The sequence below is a fragment of the Streptomyces sp. NPDC001530 genome, from assembly GCF_042894545.1.
Taxonomy (GTDB): Bacteria; Actinomycetota; Actinomycetes; order Streptomycetales; family Streptomycetaceae; genus Streptomyces.
Map to the genome: position 1 here is coordinate 279400 of NZ_JBIAVS010000007.1, position 22090 is coordinate 301489.

General features: G+C 66.1%; 19 protein-coding genes and 1 pseudogene. 12 read left to right on the forward strand and 8 right to left on the reverse strand.

The features are described 5' to 3' along the window. Window positions 1-594, forward strand: a complete 594-nt coding sequence (locus ACFY0T_RS16360) for a hypothetical protein (protein ID WP_388870034.1) — start codon at window positions 1-3, stop codon at window positions 592-594. A 33-nt stretch (window positions 595-627) separates the two neighbouring features. On the opposite strand, the gene ACFY0T_RS16365 is transcribed toward ACFY0T_RS16360, so the two are convergent. After that, the gene (locus ACFY0T_RS16365) at window positions 628-1428 is read right to left on the reverse strand and encodes a class E sortase (RefSeq protein WP_388870037.1); all 801 of its coding nucleotides are present in this window, start codon (window positions 1426-1428) and stop codon (window positions 628-630) included. Between the two features lie 320 nt (window positions 1429-1748). Between ACFY0T_RS16365 and ACFY0T_RS16370 the strand changes: the two genes are divergently transcribed. From ACFY0T_RS16370 to ACFY0T_RS16400, 7 genes and pseudogenes are all read left to right on the forward strand, one after another. Beyond that, complete coding sequence (locus ACFY0T_RS16370) at window positions 1749-3224, forward strand: beta-1,6-galactanase (RefSeq protein ID WP_388870040.1); 1476 nt, start codon at window positions 1749-1751, stop codon at window positions 3222-3224. A 145-nt stretch (window positions 3225-3369) separates the two neighbouring features. Then, complete coding sequence (locus ACFY0T_RS16375) at window positions 3370-4395, forward strand: SEC-C domain-containing protein (protein WP_388870043.1); 1026 nt, start codon at window positions 3370-3372, stop codon at window positions 4393-4395. A gap of 264 nt (window positions 4396-4659) precedes the next feature. Beyond that, window positions 4660-5154: pseudogene (locus tag ACFY0T_RS16380) on the forward strand (very short patch repair endonuclease). 16 nt (window positions 5155-5170) lie between these two features. Then, complete coding sequence (locus tag ACFY0T_RS16385) at window positions 5171-6703, forward strand: ATP-binding protein (protein ID WP_388870046.1); 1533 nt, start codon at window positions 5171-5173, stop codon at window positions 6701-6703. After that, window positions 6696-7676, forward strand: a complete 981-nt coding sequence (locus ACFY0T_RS16390; protein ID WP_388870049.1) for a PD-(D/E)XK motif protein — start codon at window positions 6696-6698, stop codon at window positions 7674-7676. The genes ACFY0T_RS16385 and ACFY0T_RS16390 overlap by 8 nt, the downstream gene beginning before the upstream one ends. Before the next feature lie 16 nt (window positions 7677-7692). Then, window positions 7693-10659 (forward strand): Z1 domain-containing protein, encoded by a 2967-nt coding sequence (locus ACFY0T_RS16395; protein WP_388870051.1) that lies wholly within the window; start codon window positions 7693-7695, stop codon window positions 10657-10659. A gap of 59 nt (window positions 10660-10718) precedes the next feature. Further along, window positions 10719-11192 (forward strand): very short patch repair endonuclease, encoded by a 474-nt coding sequence (locus ACFY0T_RS16400; protein ID WP_388870054.1) that lies wholly within the window; start codon window positions 10719-10721, stop codon window positions 11190-11192. Here the strand turns inward: ACFY0T_RS16400 and ACFY0T_RS16405 are convergent. Further along, window positions 11169-12326, reverse strand: a complete 1158-nt coding sequence (locus ACFY0T_RS16405) for a DNA cytosine methyltransferase (RefSeq protein ID WP_388870057.1) — start codon at window positions 12324-12326, stop codon at window positions 11169-11171. The two genes, ACFY0T_RS16400 and ACFY0T_RS16405, sit on opposite strands and share 24 nt — an antisense overlap. 93 nt (window positions 12327-12419) lie before the next feature. After that, the gene (locus ACFY0T_RS16410) at window positions 12420-13127 is read right to left on the reverse strand and encodes an HNH endonuclease (RefSeq protein ID WP_388870060.1); all 708 of its coding nucleotides are present in this window, start codon (window positions 13125-13127) and stop codon (window positions 12420-12422) included. 132 nt (window positions 13128-13259) lie between these two features. On the opposite strand from ACFY0T_RS16410, the gene ACFY0T_RS16415 reads away from it, so the two are divergent. Further along, the gene (locus ACFY0T_RS16415; protein ID WP_388870063.1) at window positions 13260-14345 is read left to right on the forward strand and encodes a DNA cytosine methyltransferase; all 1086 of its coding nucleotides are present in this window, start codon (window positions 13260-13262) and stop codon (window positions 14343-14345) included. Here ACFY0T_RS16415 and ACFY0T_RS16420 read toward each other — a convergent pair. From ACFY0T_RS16420 to ACFY0T_RS16435, 4 genes are all read right to left on the reverse strand, one after another. Further along, complete coding sequence (locus ACFY0T_RS16420) at window positions 14228-15007, reverse strand: DUF3883 domain-containing protein (protein WP_388870067.1); 780 nt, start codon at window positions 15005-15007, stop codon at window positions 14228-14230. The two genes, ACFY0T_RS16415 and ACFY0T_RS16420, sit on opposite strands and share 118 nt — an antisense overlap. Beyond that, window positions 14988-16817 carry a DEAD/DEAH box helicase gene (locus ACFY0T_RS16425; protein WP_388870070.1) on the reverse strand — a complete coding sequence of 610 codons (1830 nt, stop codon included), beginning with the start codon at window positions 16815-16817 and terminating at the stop codon, window positions 14988-14990. Before ACFY0T_RS16425 ends, ACFY0T_RS16420 begins: the two co-directional genes overlap by 20 nt. Next, entirely contained in the window at window positions 16814-18229 is a 1416-nt protein-coding gene (locus ACFY0T_RS16430; RefSeq protein WP_388870073.1) for a transcriptional regulator, read from the reverse strand. Before ACFY0T_RS16430 ends, ACFY0T_RS16425 begins: the two co-directional genes overlap by 4 nt. Before the next feature lie 94 nt (window positions 18230-18323). Next, window positions 18324-19004 (reverse strand): hypothetical protein, encoded by a 681-nt coding sequence (locus ACFY0T_RS16435; protein ID WP_388870075.1) that lies wholly within the window; start codon window positions 19002-19004, stop codon window positions 18324-18326. A gap of 233 nt (window positions 19005-19237) precedes the next feature. Between ACFY0T_RS16435 and ACFY0T_RS16440 the strand changes: the two genes are divergently transcribed. After that, window positions 19238-20071: a helix-turn-helix domain-containing protein gene (locus ACFY0T_RS16440; protein ID WP_388870078.1), complete on the forward strand. Its 834-nt coding sequence runs from the start codon at window positions 19238-19240 to the stop codon at window positions 20069-20071. Window positions 20072-20109: 38 nt separating this feature from the next. Here ACFY0T_RS16440 and ACFY0T_RS16445 read toward each other — a convergent pair whose 3' ends face one another. Next, entirely contained in the window at window positions 20110-20751 is a 642-nt protein-coding gene (locus tag ACFY0T_RS16445; RefSeq protein WP_388870081.1) for an ATP-binding protein, read from the reverse strand. 224 nt (window positions 20752-20975) lie between these two features. On the opposite strand from ACFY0T_RS16445, the gene ACFY0T_RS16450 reads away from it, so the two are divergent. After that, the gene (locus ACFY0T_RS16450) at window positions 20976-21821 is read left to right on the forward strand and encodes a helix-turn-helix domain-containing protein (protein WP_388870084.1); all 846 of its coding nucleotides are present in this window, start codon (window positions 20976-20978) and stop codon (window positions 21819-21821) included. A 1-nt stretch (window position 21822) separates the two neighbouring features. Further along, the gene (locus ACFY0T_RS16455; RefSeq protein WP_388870087.1) at window positions 21823-22041 is read left to right on the forward strand and encodes a DUF397 domain-containing protein; all 219 of its coding nucleotides are present in this window, start codon (window positions 21823-21825) and stop codon (window positions 22039-22041) included. Window positions 22042-22090: the final 49 nt, after the last annotated feature.

Here is a 22090-nt window from a genome sequence, read left to right on the forward strand (position 1 = left end):
ATGGACACCTCCGCCCAGTACGAGCTCGGCAGCAACCTGTTGCAGCAAGGCCGCCGCGAGGAAGCGAAACGCCTACTCGTACCGCTGGCCGAGGCCGGCCACCCCCAGGCGGTCCGCCAACTGGCCTGGACCGCAAGCGAACTCGCGTACAAGAATGCAAGCTACGAGGCCGAGGCAGAACACTGGCTGCGCCGCGAGGCCGAGGTACGCCAGGACCCCGACTGGCTGGTCACGATGGCCCAGGAGATGCGCCGCTGGGCATCGGGACGGGTGGCCGAGGCCGAGGCCCTGGTGGCCGGAATGGCACGGGCGGGCAGCGCCCGGGCCGCCGGCCAACTGGGCTACTGGAAGCGCCGGGACGGCGACCCGGCGACCGCCGTGGAGTGGTACCGCCTCGCGATCGAGCTCGGCGACCGCTTCTGCTGGCGGGACCTCGGCTGGTGCCTGAGGACCCTGGGCCGCTACGCCGAGGCGGAAGCGCTCTACCGCCAGCGCGCCGAAGCGGGCGACGTGGTGGCGCAGTACGAACTCGCGGCGCTGCTGCACGCGCAGGGCAGGGGCCCGGCGGTGACACCACGGAGACCCAGCCTCTAGGGGGCTTCTGATGCCCCGCGCTTCCCGGTGGGTCTACCGAGGCCGCATGGACCGCAGCTTCCCCCACACCGCCAGCCGGTACTTGGACGTGTACTCGGGGGTGCAGGTGGTGAGGGTGATGTAGTACCCGGGCTCGCTGTACCCGTACGACGGCCGGACGGTGCTGCGCGGCACGCTGCGGAGGACGCCGCTGTCCCGCGCCGAGGTCTGCGGAAGGGCCTTGCCGACGACGTACGTGTAGAGGGCGGCCTTGGTCTCGACCGTGATCGTGTCGCCGCGCTTCAGCCGGTTGATGTACCGGAAGGGTTCGCCGTGGGTGTTCCGGTGCCCGGCGAGCGCGAAGTTCCCCGCCTGGCCCGGCTGTTGGGTGCCCTTGTAGTGGCCGACATACCCCTTGTTGAGGACGTCCCGCTTGCTGACGCCTTCGGCGACGGGGACGCGGAGGGAGAGGCGGGGGATGGCGAGGATGGCGTAGGCCTGGGACCAACTGGTCCGCTGCCGGGTGCTGTTGACGACGGCCTGCCGTTCACGTTCACGCGAGGAGGGTTCCTTCGCGCCGCCGGTGCCGCCGGTGTCATCACTGCCGTCACCCCCGCCCGGTTCGGCACTCGGCGCGGCGACGCCCCCTGGCAGCTCCCACTCCCTCTCCAGCGCCCGTACCGTGCGCGCGGCGTTGTGCTGGGCCTGCCGGTTGGTCCACCACAGCTGGTGCGCGACGAGCAGCAGGAGCACCGCCCCGACGGTGACGAGCATCTCGGCCCCGCCCCACACCGCACGCCGGTACGCGGCCCGCCGCCGCCGAGTGCCGTGGTGCACGATCCCGGGAGCCCGCATCCGTACGCCTCCTTCGCCGGGCCCGCACGATAAGCGCTGCCCCCTCAAGTCACCAGCCCCGTACGTCCCGCCACCCCGAGAGGGCGGAGGTGGCTGACTTCATACACCGGTTTTAGAAAGGGCTGTCACAACCCTCGACAACCCCACACGCCACACCCGATGCTTCCTGATGCCATCAGATGACATCGGGTGCATCAGGTGGCGTCAGATGGCATCAGGTGGCATCAGCGCGACAGGCCAGTGTCAGTGGGACGACTGGCGGTTGAGTCGACGGGCCAACGCCGGTGGGACGACCGGCCGTTGAGCGGGACGGAGAAGCCATGATCCGACGCAGAACACTGCTGGCCGCCGCGGGCGGTACGGTCCTCGGCAGCGCCTTGGCGACGGGCACCGCACGCGCGGACGCGACGATCGCCGTCAACCCCGCCACGACGTACGGGAAATGGGAGGGCTGGGGCACCTCGCTGGCGTGGTGGGCCAACGTGTTCGGCGCCCGGGACGACTTCGCCGACATCTTCTTCACCACCAAGTCGACGACGTACAACGGCACTTCGCTCCCCGGCCTGGGCCTGAACATCGCCCGCTACAACCTCGGCGCGTGCAGCTGGAACAGCGTGAACGGCGAGTCGATGGTCGCCTCCGCCAACATCCCCGCCTTCAAGCAGATCGAGGGCTACTGGCAGGACTGGAACAACGAGGACCCGACATCCTCCGCATGGAAGTGGACGGCCGACGCCACCCAACGCGCCATGCTGCTGAAGGCGACGTCACGGGGTGCGACGAGCGAGCTGTTCGCCAACTCCCCCATGTGGTGGATGTGCCTGAACCACAACCCGTCGGGCGCGTCCGGCGGCGGCAACAACCTCCAGTCCTGGAACTACCGCCAGCACGCCTCCCACCTTGCGGCGGTGGCCCTCTACGCCAAGAACAACTGGGGCGTGAACTTCTCCACTGTCGAGGCGTTCAACGAACCGTCCTCCAACTGGTGGACCGCCACCGGCACCCAGGAGGGCTGCCACATCGACTCCACCGTCCAGGCGGCCGTACTCCCGTATCTGCGCAGCGAGTTGGACAAGCGCGGCCTGACGAGCACGAAGATCTCGGCCTCGGACGAGACGAGCTACGACCTGGCCCGTACGACGTGGAGTTCGTTCGGGACATCGACGAGGTCGCTGGTGAACCGCGTCAACGTACACGGCTACCAGGGTTCGGGCGGCCGCCGGGACCTCCTCTACACAGACGTGGTGACGACGGCCGGCAAGGGCCTGTGGAACTCCGAGTACGGCGACAGCGACGGCACCGGCCTCACCATGGCGAGCAACCTGCTCCTGGACTTCCGCTGGCTGCACCCGACCGCCTGGGTCTACTGGCAGGTCATGGACCCGTCATCGGGCTGGGCGACGATCGCGTACGACGCGAGCACCCTGACCGCCGGCGCCGTCCAGACGAAGTACTACGTGATGGCCCAGTTCACCCGCCACATCCGCCCCGGAATGACGATCATCAACACGGGCGTGGACTACGCGGCGGCGGCCTACGACGCGACGGCCAAACGTCTGGTGATCGTGGCCGTGAACAAGGCGTCCTCGTCCCAGACCCTGACCTTCGACCTCTCCCGCTTCACCACGGTGACGGGCGGCACGGGCGGCCTGGTCCCCCGCTGGAACACGCTCACGTCCGGGTCCGGCGACCGCTACACGTCACACTCGGACACGCACCTGAGCGGGAAGTCGGTCGCGGTGCCGTTCGCGGCGGGGGCGGTGCAGACGTTGCAGGTGGATGGAGTGGTGGTGTAAGCCGCCGACCCCTCTGGCGCTGGGGCGCTCCGCTGCTCCGCCGGTCTGGCGCTCCGGCGCTCCCATGCTCCGCCCCTCTGACCCTCTGGCGCTCTGGCCTGCAGATCTCTCTTCTTTGTCGTTCTTCGGCAGTACGGTGTCCCCCATGCGCCCCGACACGCCTGCCGAGAACGTCGACCACACCGCGGAAGCAGCACGCCTGGAGCGGACTGCCGACCTGTACCCGGAGGACGCGGAGGCCCTGCTGCTGCAGGCCGCGGCCCACCTTGAACTGGCCGGCGACCGCCCCGCCGCGACAGCGCTCTACGACCGCCTGCTGTCGTCCTTGGATTCTCCGGATTCTCTTGAGAACCCCCACCTGGTACGAGCCCTCAAGGCATCGAACCTCTGGGAGTACGGCCACGACGCGGAAGCACGCGCGATCATCGACGGAGTCAGGGCGGCGTCCCCCCGCGACCCGGCGCCCTGGGTGATCGTGGCGGAGGCCCTGGAGTCGCACGACGAGCTGGAGCAGGCGCAGGAAACCTTCACCCAGGCGGCGACGCTCCTCCTCACCGACGTCCCCGAGCCCCCCTACTCCACCCTTCCCGTCCTCTTCGGCCGCCACCGCGTCCGCCGCATGCTGGGCGAAGCCCACGACACCTGGGACACCCTGGCGGACACCCTCCACTCGTCTCCGGTGTCGCTGGACGAACTCCACGACCCGAAGCGCGTCTGGTCCCTGGGCTCGGACAACCCGGCAGAACTCCAGGCGGAAATCTCCCGCCTACAGGCAGAGCTCGGCACCTACAGGGAGGCCCTCTCCCGCCCGTTCCCCGTAGCGGTCCTCCACTGGCCGGCACCCGAACTGTCCGAGCTCCTGGCCGCCTACCCGCCCCTGTCCTCGGAGTACCCGTCCCACGAGGAACACCTGGCCACGATAGAAGCCTCCCTGAGGGAACTGGCCGCCTCCGGCACCCCGAACCTGGGCATCGTGACAGGCACGGTCCCGTCCTACGAGGCCTTCGCCGCCTCAGAGGCATCGTCCCCGGCGGACGTGACACTGCTGCCGCAGTACGCGACCACATTGGCTGCGCGGGGGCGGGCTGTGGCTTGGCCGCCGCAGAGGGGGGCGGGGTGTTGGTGTGGGTCGGGGCGGGCATACGAAGACTGCCACGGGGACGCCGCCTGACGATCGACGCCCGAACGACAGCGTCGGCTGACCATCGCGCAGCTCTTCGTGGCGGAGCGGCTGGGGTTGGGCAACCGCTCAAAGGGCGTGGCCGTCCGTGGCCCTCACTGCGACAGCGCCGCGGTGCGCCCAGCCGAAAACCGCCGTCAGGCAGGCGGGAAGACGCTGTGTCCAGTTCGCCGCTGGGCACGGCATCCCTGATGCCACTGGCACAATGCCACCGTGCCCGACGCCGTCCCGTCCTCACCTTCCGTCTCGGCCCGCATGAGTCGACAAAGTTCACGCGACACGGCTCCCGAGGCGGCGGTCCGCCGCCTCCTGGACGCCGCCGGACTGCGCTACCGCGTAAACGTGCCGGCGCCCGGCATGCCGCGCCGCACCATCGAAATCGTCTTCGGGAAGGCCAAGATCGCCGTATTCATGGACGGCTGCTTCTGGCACGGCTGCCCCGAACACGCGACTCGGCCCAAGGCGAATGCGGAGTGGTGACGGGTCAAGCTCAACAAGAACATGGTCCGTGATCAGGAGACCACAAGGCACCTCGACGACGCGGGTTGGATCGTGCTGCGTTTCTGGGAACACGAAGACCCCGCGACTGTGGCCCGTCGCGTGGCGAAGCGAGGAGAGGCGCAGATCGGCCGCAGCACAGAACCGGGACCGCCCGTAGTCACAGGATGTCTCGCCCGGAAACAGGACTTCCACCCGGTTGTCATGCTCTGTGGACTACGGTCACCATTGATCGTACTAATTGGCCTGTAGCTCCCGAGGCGAGGAAATGACCACCGACTGGCAGTTCGACGTGCCCACCGCCGGGAGCAAGCATCTTCCACCCGACGCGCGATACATGGAGGCGCTGAGCAGCCAGGGATACGGGTTCGAGGTGGCGATCGCGGACCTCGTCGACAACTCCATCGACGCCGGCGCCAAGGACGTTGTGATCCACTTCCTCCGCGACGGCGACGAGCTCGTCAGCCTGCTCGTCGTAGACGACGGCAAGGGCATGAGCGAGGAGGAACTGGACGTCGCCATGACCGTAGGCGGCCGCCGCGACTACGCGGCGAACGCCCTCGGGATGTTCGGAACCGGCCTGAAGTCCGCATCACTCAGCCACGCATCCGCGGTCACGGTCGTCTCCACCACCAAGCGCACTCGCACCGCGGGCCGCCGCTGGCTGATGGAGCGGGCCGTGTCCGGCTTCCAGTGCGACATTGTCGAGCCGAGCTACGCGCAGACGCTGCTCGACCGATATGCGGACCGGCCCATCGTCTGGCAGGGCACGGTCGTCCGGTGGGACGCCGTGAAGGACTTCCCGAAGCACGGAGGCGGCGGCCAGACCGACCGCTACCTCCACCGAACGATCAACAAGCTCGGCCTCCACCTGGGGCTGCACCTGCACCGTTTCCTGGCCCGCGACGACTTCAACATCACGATCGCCGTGGAGGACGTCCGCACGGGCACCGTCTACCTGGACTTCGGCGTCGAGCCTCTCGACCCCTTCGCGTACCCGGTCAGCGGCCACCCTGACCATCCGCGCCGGATCACGGCAGCCGTGCCGTCCGTCGGGGACGTGACACTGGACGCCCACATCTGGACCCCGAAGTCCAACCTGGACGAGTACAAGGCAGTCGGCTCCGTCCTCGACCGGCAGGGCTTCTACTTCTACCGCCACGACCGCCTCGTACAGGCCGGAGGCTGGAACAACTTCCGGCAGCCGGAGCAGCACCTCTCTCTCGCGCGCATAGCCATCGACCTGCCCGACGTGCCCGCGGACGTCTTCCGTCTCACCGTGAAGAAGGCCGGAGTCGAGGCCTCTCCGGAATTCACCTCCGCTCTGGAGAAGGCCGTCGACGGCGAGGGGCTCACGTTTCTGCGGTACTTGGCGGCTGCGGAGACCGTCTACCGCGAGGCCCGCAAGCGGTCCGGCACCACACGCAAGGCGGTCCTGCCACCGGGGAAGGGTTTCGACCCCGCCGTGCGGGAGACCGTCGCAGACGAACTGCCGGCGATTCCGTACGAGGATCCGATCTCGGTCCGCTGGCAGAAGCTGGACACCAGCGTCTTCTTCGACATCGACCGCGAGGGCCGCACCATCGTCCTCAACCAGCACTATCGAGCGGCGATCCTGGGCGGCCGACGCGGCGGGCTCAACGACGCACCAATGCTGAAGTCCTTGATGTACGTACTACTGCATCAGGTCTTCGAGAAGGAGTACAGCGGAAGCAGGGAGAAGGACAACCTGCAGCTGTGGCAGTCGATCCTGGTCTCCGCGGCCCGGGCGGAGCTGGACCGGGTGGGAGACGATGACTGACTCCCCCTCAGGGCCACATGTCGCCTGGACCGATGTCGAGTACTACCTGGGTCTGGGGCAGGCCACGACCTTCCCGCTCTCCCGGCCCGGCGCACACCCGCAGGTCTCGTACGTCGTCGAGCACGGCGGCAGCGACATCGCTCTCCACGTCGAGCTGGACAGACACGGACGCACTCCCCAGGCAACCCTGCCCACCATCCGCATCGACCGGATCGCCGACCCGAGCCGGCGCTACGCCCGTATCCGCACAGTCAGGGCGGAACTGATCCGCGACTTCCACGACTTTCTCTGCGCAGTCGCCGACCGGATCGTGGTCCACGGCCGAACTCTCGACCAGGCGTACGCGGAGACCGTGCAGGCATGGAGCGCGTTGCTCGACAGACCCCGTGCTCTGAGCCTGGAGCAACGTATTGGCCTGATCGGTGAACTCGCCGTTCTCCGTGCCTTGTCCAACGAGTGCGGCTGGGCAGCGGCCGTCGAGTCCTGGACGGGTCCCGACGGCGAGGAGCACGACTTCGGGCTTCCGGGATTCGACCTCGAGGTGAAAACCACGGCCTCCGAGCAGCGACGCCACACCATTCACGGCATCACCCAGCTCACCCCGACTCCAGGCCGCCTCCTCTGGTTCGCGTCGCTCCAGCTCACCCGCGGCGGCACGAACGGTCGCACCCTGGCGGAATGCGCGCAGACGGTGCACGCGAAGGTCGCCGAACACGCCCCCGCCGCGCTCGCCCGCCTCGACCGCCAACTGGCCGCATCCGGCTGGTCGGAGGCATCCCGGGACGACGAGCGCTGGAGTCTGCGTTCTCCGCTCCTCCTGCTCGACGCCAACGCGCTGCCCCGCCTGGATCTCTCCGCCCTCCCCGAGGTAGCACGCGAGCGCATCTCGTCCGTCACCTACGTACTCGATGTGACAGACCTTCCCGCGTCGCCCCACCCCCCGTCCGCCCTGGCCGGCTTCCGGCTTCCGTAGGCCCGAGGAAACCCTCATGAGCAACACCGCAGACGTCCTCCGCCTCACCCTTCACACATCGGCACTCGCCGGCATGCGGGCGAGCCGACCCAAGAACCTGGTGCGCGCCCTTGCCTACCAGGCAGAAGACGAGGTCCCTGAGGCGGCGGAGTACACGACCGAGGCGGACTTCCGGGACACCCTGCACACCTCGCACGCCACCGATCAATTGGTGGAGCTGTGGCGCAAGCAGCTCACCCAGTGGGACTACGCCGACACCCCGGCCTGGACGGAGACCGAACCCCGCACCGACGAGCGGCGGACCGCCGTACTGACCCTTCTGGGGCTGGGAGAGGAGACGCACAAGCTCCTCACCGCACTCGTCCCCGTCCCCAAGGCTGCGGGTCCCGTGGTCATCGCGCCGGAGCACACCCCCTGGTACACGCCGCAGTCGCAGCAGGGATACAGCTGGTACTGGCCCGCCTACCGGCGGCTGCTCTCCGACAAGGGCTGGCCGGAGACGGCGGTCGCCGGGCTGGACATCGCCACCGACCGTGTCGTCGAGCGGCTGGCCGACCCGACCTCCGATACTGCCTACCAGTCCAAGGGCCTGGTCGTCGGCTACGTGCAGTCGGGCAAGACCGCCAATTTCACCGGCGTCATCGCCAAGGCCCTCGACGCCGGCTACCGCCTCGTCATCGTCCTCGGCGGCACCCTCAACCTCCTGCGCGCCCAGACCCAGCGCCGCCTGGATATGGAACTCGTCGGCCGCGAGAACATCCTGCGTGGAGCGGCCGAGTACGAGTCCGACTACGCCGACGACCCGGCCTGGGCCAAGGGGAAGTTCCTCTCTCACGGTGGGCTGCCCTCGGCCCTCGGGGGCTTCGACATCGTACGGATGACGACCCGGCGCGAGGACTACAACAGCCTGCTCCAGGGAATCGTGGCCCTGGAGTTCGAGAAGCGGGAACCCGCGCTCCCCCTCCACGACCCGCGCAATCTGCACCGCGCCTCGGCGCGCCTGATGGTCGTCAAGAAGAACAAGACCGTTCTTACCAAACTGGTCAAGGATCTCAACAAGATCAAGACCCCGCTCTCCGAGATCCCGGTCCTGATCATCGACGACGAGTCCGACGAGGCCTCGGTCAACACCGCCAATCCCGCCAAGCCGGATGCCGAGCGCACCGCTATCAACCAGAAGATCTCCGAACTCTTGCGGATGCTCCCCCGGGCACAGTACGTCGGCTATACGGCGACACCGTTCGCCAACGTCTTCGTCGACCCCGGCGACACCGAGGACATCTTCCCCAAGGACTTCATCGTCTCCCTGCCCCGCCCGACGGGTTACATGGGCGTGCAGGACTTCCATGACCTGGACTCGCCAATCCCGCCCGCAGAGCGGTCTTTCGCCGACTCCAACGAGCGGGCCCACGTACGCGACATCGTCCTCGACTCCGACGAGGACGACACGGCGCTCCAGCAGGCCTTGGACATGTTCGTCCTCACGGCCGCGATGAAGTTGTACCGCGAGGCGAACGGCCTCGGCGACCGCTACTTCCAGCACCACACCATGCTCATCCACGAGTCAGTCCGCACTGCCGACCAGCGTGAACTCATGGGACGCGTAAGCCAGTTGTGGTGGCACTCCGGCTATACCGGCCCTTCCGGGCACGAACGTCTGCGCGAACTCTTCGAGACCGACCTCGCTCCCGTCTCCCACGTCCGCGCCGACGGCCACGCTGTCCCGGCGACGTACAAGGATCTTGCTCCCTACATCGGTGCAGCCGCCATCCGTATTGGTGGCGACGACCAACCCATCATCGTCGTCAATGGCGACAAGGACATCGAGACCGGCGAGGCCGACTTCGACAAGCGCCCCATCTGGAAGATCCTCATCGGCGGCCAAAAACTCGCGCGCGGCTTCACGGTCGAGGGCCTCACGGTCTCCTACTACCGCCGTCGCACGAACAACGCCTCCACATTGATGCAGATGGGGCGCTGGTTCGGCTTCCGCAAGGGCTACCAGGATCTCGTCCGCCTCTACCTCGGCCGCGCAGAGACGATGGGCAAGAAGGAGATCGACCTGTACGAGGCGTTCGAGGCGATCTGCCAGGACGAGGAGACATTCCGGGGGGAATTGGAGCGGTACGCGGAGCCGGTGGACGGGCGGCCGCAGGTTACGCCTGCGCAGGTGCCGCCGTTGGTTTCGCAGCGCCTTCCCTGGCTCAAGCCGTCCGCTCCGAACAAGATGTTCAACGCCGAGCTGGTGGAGGTGCGGTCGCCCGGGACGTGGGTGGAACCCACCGCTTACCCGACTGCTCCTCAGGAACTGCGGCGCAACGCGGAGACGTGGGCACCGGTTCTCACCGAACTCGGCCAAGAGCCAGTCCCGTTCGTGCACCTATCCGCCAACGACCGTGGCAACTACACGACTTACCCCGCGAGGACGTGCGTCATCCCCCACGGTCAGCTACTGACGGTGATGAATGGACTTGTCTGGGGACGCCCCGACCTCATGGGACCCCACCTGCGTTATCTGCGGGACCCGGGCGACACCGGCTGCGGCACAGACGACTGGGTCGTCATCGCGCCCCAGACGAGTGGGCCGAAGTCGGTGAAGGCCAACATCCTCGGCAGCGACACGCTGAGTCTCGTCCAGCGCTCCAGGAGGGCCCGCGGCGTCTTCAACCGCATCTCGGGTATGGCACACCGCCAGGCCGCCGAGCGCATCGCGGGAGCGCGTCCCCTCACAGACGAGGACCCGTTCGCGAGCGAATTGCACCGCCCGCGCCGGGGTGCGCTCCTGCTCTATCCCGTGATCGATACGGGACTGGGGGCACCTTCTTCGCTCATCACGAACAACGGTCAGATCAACCCCGGCAAGATTGTCCTGGCCGTGGCGTTCGTACCGGCCACGAACCGCCACGCCAAGGCTTCCCCGCTGGTCCGGTTCCGTGCCATCAACTCAGCCCTTGAGGGTGAGGCGGTCATCGACACCCCGTAGCGTGGCTATGCCCGGCCACCGAGCAAACCTGCGCAACCGTGCGCGGCAGGAGTCAGCAGATGAACGAGCCACAGCCCTGGTCCCCGCCAGAGGGATCCTGGGCATCATCCGCCGCGAGACGCCGCAATATGCAGGCCATCCGAAGCCGGGACACCAAGCCGGAGCGCGTGGTCCGGCGGCTCGTGCACGCCCAAGGCCTGAGATACCGGGTTGCAGCACGTCCGCTGCCTGACCTTCGCCGGACAGCGGACATGGTCTTCCGGCCGGCGAAGGTCGCCGTGTTCATCGACGGGTGCTACTGGCACGGCTGCCCCGATCACTACGTGTCACCGAAGACCAATCCGGGCTACTGGTCGGAGAAGGTCGCACGCAACGTCGCGCGCGACCGGGATACCGATCAGCAGCTCACTGAGGCTGGATGGCTCGTCCTGCGGTTCTGGGAGCACAGCCCGGCAGAAGAGACCGCTGCCGAGATCATCCGGCTGGTCGCCGAGCGGCGGAAGGCCGCATCAGACGAGGGTCCCCTGGACTGAATCCCATGTCATCCCGTCGAGCTCAAGATCTCCGTCAGGGATCTCCGCGAGGTCGCCTGTGCGTTCCAGGGCCTCCTTGATCGCCTTTCCCACAGCCTCGGCCACCGGCGGCGGGAACGCGTTGCCCACCTGGCGGTACTGAGCGGTCTTGCGGCCGGAGAAACGCCAGTTATTGGGGAAGCCTTGGATGATGGCCGCCTGCTCGACAGTGAGCATGGGGCCAACCTCCCCTCCGTCCCCCAGGTCTCTCTCAAGATTGACGTCGTCCTCGTCGTTGGCGACGCCCATGCCGTTCACACCAAGAGCCGCCCAGGCCCTCTTGGCTCTCGTCGGCCCCAAGTCAGCGCCACCATGCTTCTTGGAGCCGCCGACCAACGTCGGTCCTACCGTTCCAGCCTCGGTAGCCTTCTTACGCCACTTTTCGTACCAGTCCAGCCGGTTCGCTTTTTTAAAGCGCCGCTTCATCGAGATATCAAGCGCCGCAGCGACCGTTTTGAGTTCCCCAGTCGGCTTGGGCCAGGAAAAGCCGCGGTAGCAGTCTTCCCGGATGGCCACCAGAATGGCGCGGGGGCGTAGCTGGGGAACCCCGTAATCAGCCGCTTCGAGCAGTCGCCAGCCGCACACCACGTATCCCTCGGAGCGGAGTCGCCGCTTAATGTCCTCACGGTAAGTGGAGAACTTATCAAAAGGCTTAACCAGGCCAGTGACATTCTCAATCATCACCGCACGCGGCTTGAGTTCTTCCACCAGGTCCAGCATGGTCGGGAAAAGGTCACGGTCGTCATCCTTTCCCAGCTGCTTTCCGGCGACAGAGAAGGGCGGGCAAGGAACTCCACCGGCGAGAAGGGCCAGTTCACCCTGCTCAATAGGACGCTTCTCTCGCTCGTTGAACTTCTTGAGGTGCTTGGCGGGCTTGAAGTCCTTCACGTCCATGGGAAGGATCTCGCACTGCAGAGCCTCCACAGCACCCCACAACTTCCGCTCGGCCACGTTGAGTTCCAGCGTCGCTGCCGCGTGCTTGTCGATCTCGACGAGCGCGAGGTGGCTGAACCCCGCGTTGTGGAGGCCGACAGCCTGGCCTCCCGCGCCCGCGCAGATCTCAATCGAGGTCAGCGACTGGCCGCTGGAACTCATCGAACGCCTCCCGGTACTGACTGGTTACAGACACGCAAGTGTCGCATCCACAGCCACCGGTCATCCCGCGTGTTGCCCCTCTTTCTCTGTACATCAGCTCTCCAGTAGTACCTCCAAGTCCCGCTTGATCCCCTCACGCAACTCCCCGGGAAGCTGTCTGTACATCCCCCAGGCACGCTCCGTGTCAGTCTGCGCCCGGGCGTCAGCAGCCATCCACAGCAGCAGGTCCTTCTTGTGACGGAGCGGGAGTTCCTTGATCCGGTCCCACACCTGCTCGCTGGTCATCTGCGGTCCCGTGAGATGCCTCACCGTCTCATTGCACCGGGCGCACTCGGTGATCAAGTCTGCGGGACTCGACCCACTACCAGACTTATGGGGGTTCACATGCCCCAGAGTCAGCCTGGCCCTGGACCCCGGCTCGCCTGGATAGGCCTCCCCCGCCGCCACGCCGCAGCGGCGGCACATGTGGAGGTCACGCTCGTAGACGCTTCGCCGGGTCCGCGAGCTGATCTGCCGCAGCCCGGTCGCCCGTCGTTCCTTCTCCCAGATCGGAACCCCGATCTTCTCCAGGTACAGCTCATCCGCCTTCAGGCTGGGCTTGTCCCGGTAAGTCTTGATCACCCAGCCCGCGGGCCGGAGGTCCCGCATTCGGCGGTCCACCTGTTCCGAACCTGGGATCGCCAAACGCAAGGCCCGCTTCTTGAAGGTGTTCCCCTCGCCGACCTCATCCCGCAGCCACAGCGCCACCCGGACGCGGGTGCCGAGTCCCCCGTCACGCCAGTCCAGTCCGCCGTCCCGCATATCTCCTCCAGCTCGAACAAAGATCCACAGAGTCCTTCGATGGCGGCGGAACAGTAGCTTGCCGTCACATGCCGCGGCAAGTGACGGCAAGCTGGCGCAGCCACTCACCAGCTTCCCCCCTCAGGAGGGTCCGTGCCCGGGCAGCCCGTAACGCGTCCTGCCACCTTCACCTGTCTTGAACTCTGCGCGGGCGCGGGAGGCCAGGCTCTAGGCCTGGAGCAGGCCGGATTCAGCCACGCCGCTCTTGTTGAGCTGGAGGCGGATGCGTGCGAGACACTGCGCGCCAACAGACCTCAGTGGAACGTCATGCACTCCGATATCCGCACACTTGACGCCGTGTACACCGACCGCTGGAGTCGGTGCTCGTTGCTAGCGGCCGGAGTTCCATGCCCTCCGTTCTCACTGGCAGGAGCACAACTGGGCGCAAACGATGAGCGGGACCTCTTTCCCGCCGTCATTTCCCTGGTCTCAGCCATCAAGCCCAGGGCAGTCCTCATCGAGAACGTGAAAGGGCTGCTGCAGAAGAAGTTCTCCGGCTACCGGCACGGCATTCTCCTCGCTCTCTCCGAACTCGGGTATGCCGCCGAGTGGAAACTGCTGTATGCCAGCGAATACGGCGTCCCGCAGCTCAGGCCCCGCGCCGTTCTTGTGGCCTTGGAGGCGGACACGTTCAGGCATTTCGCATGGCCCGAAGCCCTGTCCGGCCCAGACAGCACCCCGCTCGTGGGAAACGTACTCCGTGAGTCCATGGCCTCCCACGGATGGGAACTGGCGGATCTATGGGCAGAGCGGGCTCAGCGGATCGCCCCGACCCTGTGTGGTGGCTCGAAGAAGCACGGCGGACCGGATCTCGGGCCCTCACGTGCCCGGAGGGCCTGGGCGGAACTGAGCGTCGACGGCTCAGGAGTAGCCGACAGGCCGCCAACGCCCGGCACGCCCCTGCCAGTGAAGCTCACAGTCGCGCAGATGGCACTCCTGCAGGGCTTTCCTCCGGACTGGAAGTTCAAAGGCCGCAAGACATCCGCGTACCGGCAAGTGGGAAACGCTTTCCCGCCACCGGTCGCCCGAGCGGTCGGCGACAGGATCGCAGCTGCTCTGGCTCACATCGACAGCGCCGACGGGGCCTGTGACAAACCCCAGACAGGCATGAGGGGAGCAAGAGCGTCCGGAACCAGCCGCCGACCGTCAGCCCTCACGATGCCGGGCGTAAGTACATGAAACGGGACGCTGAAACGCGCGGACTCCCACTGACCATTGCAGTCTCTGTCCTCAGGTGCGGCCAAACCCAGCCAGGCCCGGCTGACCGTCACCACGTTCAGGGCGTCGCCTTGCACACCCATCAGTACAGCTGCGAGGAGCCAGTCAGGGTCCCTGCGCATCACTTCGTACTCGTGACGTGTCAGGTAAACAATCAGTCTGGTCGGGTCAGTTGTCGCCTTCACCTCGATGTGGCCGACCGCTCCGTCCTTCGACTCCGCCTGTATGTCGTAGCCATACGCGTCGGAAAGCGCGGCCACATGAACAACGCGGGCTGAAGCGCTCAGTTCCAGCAGCCGGACAACGGCCCGTTCGCCGGCGGTCCCCGTTTCCCTGCGCGCGGCCTCGGCAGCGGGGGTCCAGCGAACTCGGGAGACCTGGACCGCCGCTGCCCGGTCACGCGTTTCATGCGCACCGACCCTGACCAGCGAGCGGCCGTCCGGCGTAATAATCCCCTGCCTGAGCAGCCAGGCAAGACCATCCGCGTACTGGACCGGGGTGAGGTCCGAGTAGTCCGGGTGGTGAGTGAACAGCGAACGTAAGCGCGGAATATCGGCCACATGGAGGTGTTCAAGCCAGCGCCGCGCGGCGCGGCGCGTGCCTTCACCGGGTGCCGTGGCCATCAATATGCCTGAGCAGCGCGCGAACATCAGCCATGTCCATTCCCGCTGCTAGGGCCGGTTCCTCCTCCAGATCCGCGAGTTGTTGCACAGACGGGTCATCCAGGATCTGCCCCATGAATTCGAGCTTCTCCTCGAGCCGGAGAGCAACAACCTCATCAATCGTGGCCTCAGCGGCGAGCACCGTGACACGCGTCTCCGTGCCGGGAGCAAGCCCCAATCGGTGGATGCGGTCGAGACTCTGCAGGAACCGGCCCGCCATGAAGTCACGGTCAACGTACACAGCGTCATGACAGACCTGGTGAAGGCTGATGCCTTCGCCAAGGGTGGCCGGGTTCGACAGCAGGACATGGCAGTCCGGGTCCTCGCGGAACCGCCGGATCTGTTCCTCTCGGTCCGGAGTACCTCCATGGACCACGGCAGGCTGATAGGCGGCGAAGAGTTTCTCCATGGTCGTCAGGCTGCGTACGAACGTCGACCAGACCAGGGTCTTCCGGCCCCTCGCGGCATTCTCGGCAACGATGCTCAGTGCCTCTTTGTACTTGGGCGAGAGTTCGTAGCTCGGCAGTTGCTGCATCAGGGAGTACAGCGAATCAGTCTCTGGAACTGCCAGCGGGGGGACCTGATAGGAGAGCGGCGCGTATCGGCTCTCCCCCTCCAGCAGCAGTGCCGGGCTGGTGGCTGCCATGAGCAGGCGCAGCATCGCCTTGCCGAGTGCGTCAAAGTCGGAGCGGCCGGCCTCGGCCCGAGCGGTGAAGTTTCCGATCAACGCGTCGTACACCTCGCGGTGCAGGGAAGGCAATTCGACGTACCGGATACGTGTCTCGAAGGGAGGCAGCCCGAGTTCATTCTTAGTGGTACGCGTGAACATCGGACGAAGCACGCTGCTGGCGTACGACAGATCCCCGCCGGCGACCGCTTGGGTGACCACGCGCCGCCCGTGTCCAGGCCAGACGAAGGAGAGCAGGTTCTCAAGATCGCGTGCCCCGTTGGGAGCCGGCGTCCCGGTAAGGATGAGGCGCCGCCGGGCAAGGGGCCCCAAAGCCATGCACGCGCTTCCGTAGATGCCCCGTGAACCCAGTTTCATCCGGTGTGCCTCATCAAGGATGACCACGGCCGGGGCCGCGCGAAGCCAGGAGGCAAGTGCCGTAAGGGAACGATCGAGGCGCTCGTAGTTGACGATGAGCACGTCCGTACCGGGATCTGGAACGCCGTCCATGACCCGAACGGTGAGAGGCTCCTTGAAGCACACCTCACTCTCGTAACGCCACGATTCATAGGCTGACTTGGGGCTCACCACCAGAAGCCTGTGTGCTTCGCCCCTTGCGCGCATCGCAGCGAACACCGCGAGGCCGACGCGCGTCTTGCCGGCTCCCGGCACGGAGAAGTTCGCGCCGTGCTGCATCGACAGCAGCTGGGCGATATCCCGTATCTGGAAGTCAGTGAGGTCGGCGCACCACTCCAGGCCGAGGTGTGCGTGTACTTCGTCCGACGCGACAAGGCTGATGGCTTCCGGATTGCTGAGCAGCTCCTCCGCTCGATCAGCGTCGTCGAGCACGCCACCGACGAGCGTAATCAGGTCTGGCTCCCACTCGACCGTGTCCGCGTGCGGCCAGACGGCCAGTGCGTCCAGGCCTGTCAGGAAGTCGTCGAGGTCGACCTCCACGGACAGCGAAGTACGCTGCCCGCCCGCTGGAAAGCGGGCGGCCACCTTGGCGAAGTCGCCTTCGAAACCTCGAGCTGCCCGGAGGACAGCCCGGGTCCGGGTGACATCGAAAGCAACGCGCAGAGACGGTTCCGCAATCGCGGTCACGCGCCCTCCTGCCGCACCGCGTCCAGCAGCCACGCGACTCCGTCGCCAGGGGCCTTGATGCTCCGCTGCGTCGCCACTGCGAGCTTCGCCAGCGACTGCCGCAGCGCGAGCACCGCCTCGTCGAACGCTTCCTCATCCAGGCTGTTGGACGCCTTAGCGAGGGTGAGGTCAGTGATGCACTGCTCGATGTCCTGGCAGGCATCAGTGATGCGATCGGGGGCGGCCTGCTTCCGCTTACGGACTCGGGCGTCCTTGCCCGCGGGCTCCAGGGCGTCTTCTACCGCCTTCTGCGCTGCGGAGAACGCTTTGGCCGCGACAGTTCCACGCTCGGTGAGTTTCCCGTCCTCGGCAGCCTCCACAGCCTTGGCCTTCAGCACCGTATCCGTCAGTGACTTGGCCTGGGCGACTCTAGGAGCTGCGGACTTGACCGTCCGGTTAAGCCCCGGGATAGCCACGGCAGCCGACGCTGACGGTTCCGACCTCAGCGCCTCGGGAAGCTTCTGGTCCAAGTACCGGGCCCTGAAGTCCGGTTCGATGAGACGAACGTCAGTCTTCGAGAAGCCCAAAACGATCGCAGCGAGCCTCGTCTCCTTGATCAACTCAGCGTTGTCTCTATTGACAGTCGCCTCTTTGACGTAGCGGCGGTGGAGTTCACGAAGCTTCTCCTGGTGCTGCTCGAAGTCCAGGAGCCGAAGCTGAGCGTCCCCATCCCTGGAGCGGTCAATGAGGTCACGCAGGCACGAGAGGATCCACAGATCCTGCTCACACGTTGATGTTCGGATACGGAATTCTCGCGCGATATCAGCCATGGTGCGCCCGAGGAGATGCTGCTCGTCAATGGCCAGCAGCCGGTTGATGTACGAGTAGTCACGACGCTGGTCGGGACGAAGCTGCAGTGAGAGTTCGACCGCACTGACGTCATCCCAGGTGCACGATTCCGGCAGGACTCCGACCCGGATATTCGCGACTCCCAGTTCTTTGAGCGCTGCCCTGCGGGTGTTGCCGTTGACGAGGATGCCATCCCGAGTAATGAGGCCGGGCTCGTTCTGCCGGTACTCACGCAGGCTCTCCGCGAGATTCTCGAACTCCGGATCCCGCTTCGACGGGTCAGCCGGCAGGGCCTGGAGCAGGTAGTGCAGGTAGCCCTGGCTCTCCGGACTCCACGGGTCCTCGTCGAGCAGCAAATCCCGCGCCGGATCATGGCTACGCTGAGCTCGGATGCGGTGAGTCCCCGGGTTGTAGTAGAGGGAGTCCACCGGCATGTCGATGACCTCGACGTGCATCGGCTTGGTACGCCACTCCACGGTCAGCGTCTCACGGATGCCGCCGCTGCCGGCGGCCTCCTTCAGACGCTGCTCGACCAGCGTCTGGTTTTCCTGCGCCAGCGGCGGCCGGCCGAATTCCTTGCTCACGAAAGCGTTCTCCTGCAGAAAGTTATTGGTCAGGTCTCACCGAGGAAGCCGGCACGGATTCCGGCCTCCTCGGGCATGTGCGGCGGTGTGAGCCTCAGTCGCCCGGCTCAAGCGCCTTCCGGATCCTCGCCCGCGACTCCTCAGGGAGCGTGCGGTAGTCGGCCCAGATCAGTTCCACCTTGCTGAAATCGCGCTTGTCCTGATCGATCCAGTCCGCGAGCATCCTGCGTTCCATGCCACTGAGGGTCTCGACGTCCGCGAGTACCGTCCCGAAGTCCACCGTCGTCCCGCGCCCCCCGACACGGCACCGGTTGCATTCGGCGACGAGTTCTACGGCCTCGCTGCCGTCCGCCTGCCGCACCACCCTGCGGGCGATGTCCAGTTGCGCGGACTCGTACGTGCCGGCGTAGATCTCGCCCGGGGCGATCCCGCACGACCGACAGAAGTGGCCATCCCTCGCCAGGACTTCACGGCGCCGAGTCTGGGTGATCGACGTCCCCGGGCGGGACCCCTTGCCCGGCTCCCACACCGGTGCTCCCCGCCTGACGAAGCGCTGCTCATGCTGGCCGAGGGAGGCGTCCTCGCGGTTAGTGTCGATCTGCCAGTCGTGGTCGCGCAGATCCCGCACGCGGCGATCGGCCTGGCTGACGCCCGGAAACGCCTCCTTGACGTCCTCCTTGGTGAAGACATTGCCCTCACCAACCACGGTCACGAGCCACAGCGCCGCGCGCTTCATCGTGCCGAGCTTGGTGTCGTTCCACGACGGAAGATCCATCACGTTCCCCTTATGCCAGATCCTCTGAAACCGCTTCAAAGCCAGACCGTGGACACCCCGAAGCCCACCCGAGCGATGCTCCACTGTCACGTCTGGCGGCATCCGAAATCCAGTCCCACAAGACCTTCGCGGGATGCGCGTAAGTCACATCCGGCACAGAACCTAGCTCTGCTGACACAGCGTCATCCACAGTTAGGAGGCGTGGACTTCACTCGACATCTGAGAGGACTGATGTGACCGGCAGAACACAGAGGTGGAAGGAAATCCCGAGTGAACGTTCCTCCGAGCTGAGGGAGTTCGTCATCGCGCTGCGCGAGTTGAAGGACTCCACAGACCTGACCCAGCAGCAGATCGCTGAAGCCGCTGGAATGGCACCAACCACGTACTCCGGCTATCTCAACGGCCAGAGGCTGCCCGAGGACGGGCATCTGACGAGGATCTACGACGTCATTTCGGAGGACGTACGACAGCGAGGGAAGGCTGAGCGTCACAGCCTCGACGAACTGCGTGCGCGCCGACTGCTCGCATCACGCTGCGCTGCCTGCACTCGGCGCGGCGACTCCAGGGCTCCGGCCAAGGAGCTTTCTCTTGAGGCGGCCCCTGCCACCGCGCCCACGAGGCGTCGGCCGGCTCCCCGAGTTGTTCGCGGCAGCGCGCGAAGGCGAGTCCATCTGTACGGCAGCCGCCGACGCATGATTTCTATGCCCCCGCCACGCACAGAGGTGCCGGTCCCCCGCGAGGAGGGGGACCGGCACCTCACGCCCCATGTGAGTGACGTACTCGCAGCGGAGCTCAGGACGCTCCACAGGCATCAAGCAGCAGGACGCATCCGGGACACACACGTGTTGCTGTGGGGCAAGGCACGCAGCATCACGCCTGTCGAGTTCCCTGAAACGGTTGCCGTCTACAGGGCAGCCGGACTTGAGGAAGAGGTGGAAACCCTCTTGCGGACCGCCGCCGCCGAACGTGACGTGCATGCCGTGCTCAACATCGTTGCGGCTCTGCACGACAGCCATCAATACGCGGACGCACAAGCCATACTGGCGGCTGCCCGCACCGATCTCTGACCTCTGCCGGCCGGCTGAGGCCGCTGTGGATAACCGCGCTACGCAGCTTCAGCTTCAGCCTCGGCCTCGGCCTCGAAGTGCATCTGCGCCCGGTCCAGCACCTCATCCGGATCTCCGCCCTGAGCCACAAGCCAGTGCAGCAGATCCGCGATGACGTCCGTGACCGACTCCTCTGGAACCGCGTGGGCCGGCACAGCCGTCGAGGCTGCTCCGACTACCCGGCGGTACTCGTCCAGGACCGAGGCGGCTCGCTGGATCCGCATGCAGTAGCGCGCGGGTTCCAGGGACAACTCGCACCACACAGCCTTGCCGCTGGCCGTGAGCAGGGTGCCCCATTCCACGCACATGGCCGACAGTAAATGCAGTCCTCGGCCGCACTCCAGGTCACAGTCAGCCGACGTGACCGCCGGCACAGCCTGGCTCGTGTCATGAAGTTCGACCCGAAGCCGGTCATCCACGGGCTCCAGCACAAGGGTCGCAGTCGCCCCCTCTCCCACGTGCTTGATGACGTTGGTAGCCAACTCGGTCACGGCTAGCTCAGCTTCCTCCGCAACAGCTGCTGCCCCCCACTGGCCCAGCGCGCCCCGGACAGCTTGACGCACTGTCCTCAACTGCGCCGGCTCAGCATCAAAGGACAGAACGTAGCGCAGGCGGTGTTCGGGTTGTTCGAGCAAGGTCATGGCGAAGCTCCCTCCCTGGCCACGCCAGCGCTGCGCCCACCGCAACCATGCGGCGACGCTGTGTAGCCGATCTGAATCCGAGTATGGCAGTGAGAAGTCTTGCCGTGTAACTTCTCACAGAACTCGGTCGGGTGAATCCGGTAGAACGCCAACTGCAGGTCGACCTAGCCTGATTGGCGCTCACCAGGTATGTGGTGCGGCACCACACCGGGGAGGAAGACACCATGTCCGCAAGGGCTACAACCCGTCGCCGCCAACTCGGCGCCACCATGCGCAAATTGCGTGCGCGTAAGGGCATGACGCTTGAGGAGGCAGGACAGCTCGTCGGAGTCTCGAAGGCGACAGTCAGCCGTTACGAGACTCAGGCCGGGCCAGTGAAGTGGCTTGTCATCGATGCGCTCTGCCGGGCGTACGGAGTAAGTGACCCTGAACGCCGAGCTGTTGTGAGCCTGGCCAAGGACGCGAAGCAGCAAGGCTGGTGGAACTCCTTCGCCGACTCCATCCCGGAGAGCATGAACCTACTGCTCACGCTCGAAGACGAAGCCGTTCGGGAGAATCACTTCTCCTGCGTTTACGTACCCGGGCTTTTGCAGACTCGGAGCTACACGACCGCCTTGCAGCACGCCAACGAGATGCGGCGCTCACCCGGGGAGATCGAGCGGCTCGTCGACATCCGCATGAAGCGGCAGGAGATCCTGGCACGCCCCAACGCGCCCCACCTATGGGCCATCCTCGACGAGTCGGTGATCCGTCGCGTGGTCGGGTCGCACGAGATCATGCGGGAGCAGCTTGGCCAGTTGCTGAGCGCCGGCGAGTCCTCCAACGTCACGCTTCAAGTCCTGCCATTCGCCCGCGGCGCCCATGCGGCTGCACTCGGGAGCTTCGTGATCCTCGGTGGAGTCGAGGCCTCCCTCGACGTCGTGTACGTCGACCTCCATGTCGGCTCTCTCTTCATGGAGAAGGAGGAGGAACTGGAGCGTTATCGACTTGCGTTCGAATACTTGCGCGCACAAGCCTTGGATATCGACGCCTCGTCGTCGATGATCAAGCGTGCGCGTGAGGAGTTGTGAGATGACCACTGGTTTCGGCGCCGTAGCTGTACCGGATGTCGCGTGGTTCAAGTCGTCGTACAGCGGGGGTAACGAGACCGAGTGTGTCGAGTGCGCGCACACGGACAGTGGCACCCTCGTGCGCGACTCCAAGCGCCCCGCTGGCCCGGTTGTCACCGTCCGTTCCGACACCTGGCGAGCCTTCGTAGGAGCGCTGGAGCAAGAGGACCTGGGACTCTGACTTCGTCACAAGGTGCCGGTAACCCTCATCGCCCACCTCGATAGCCTGC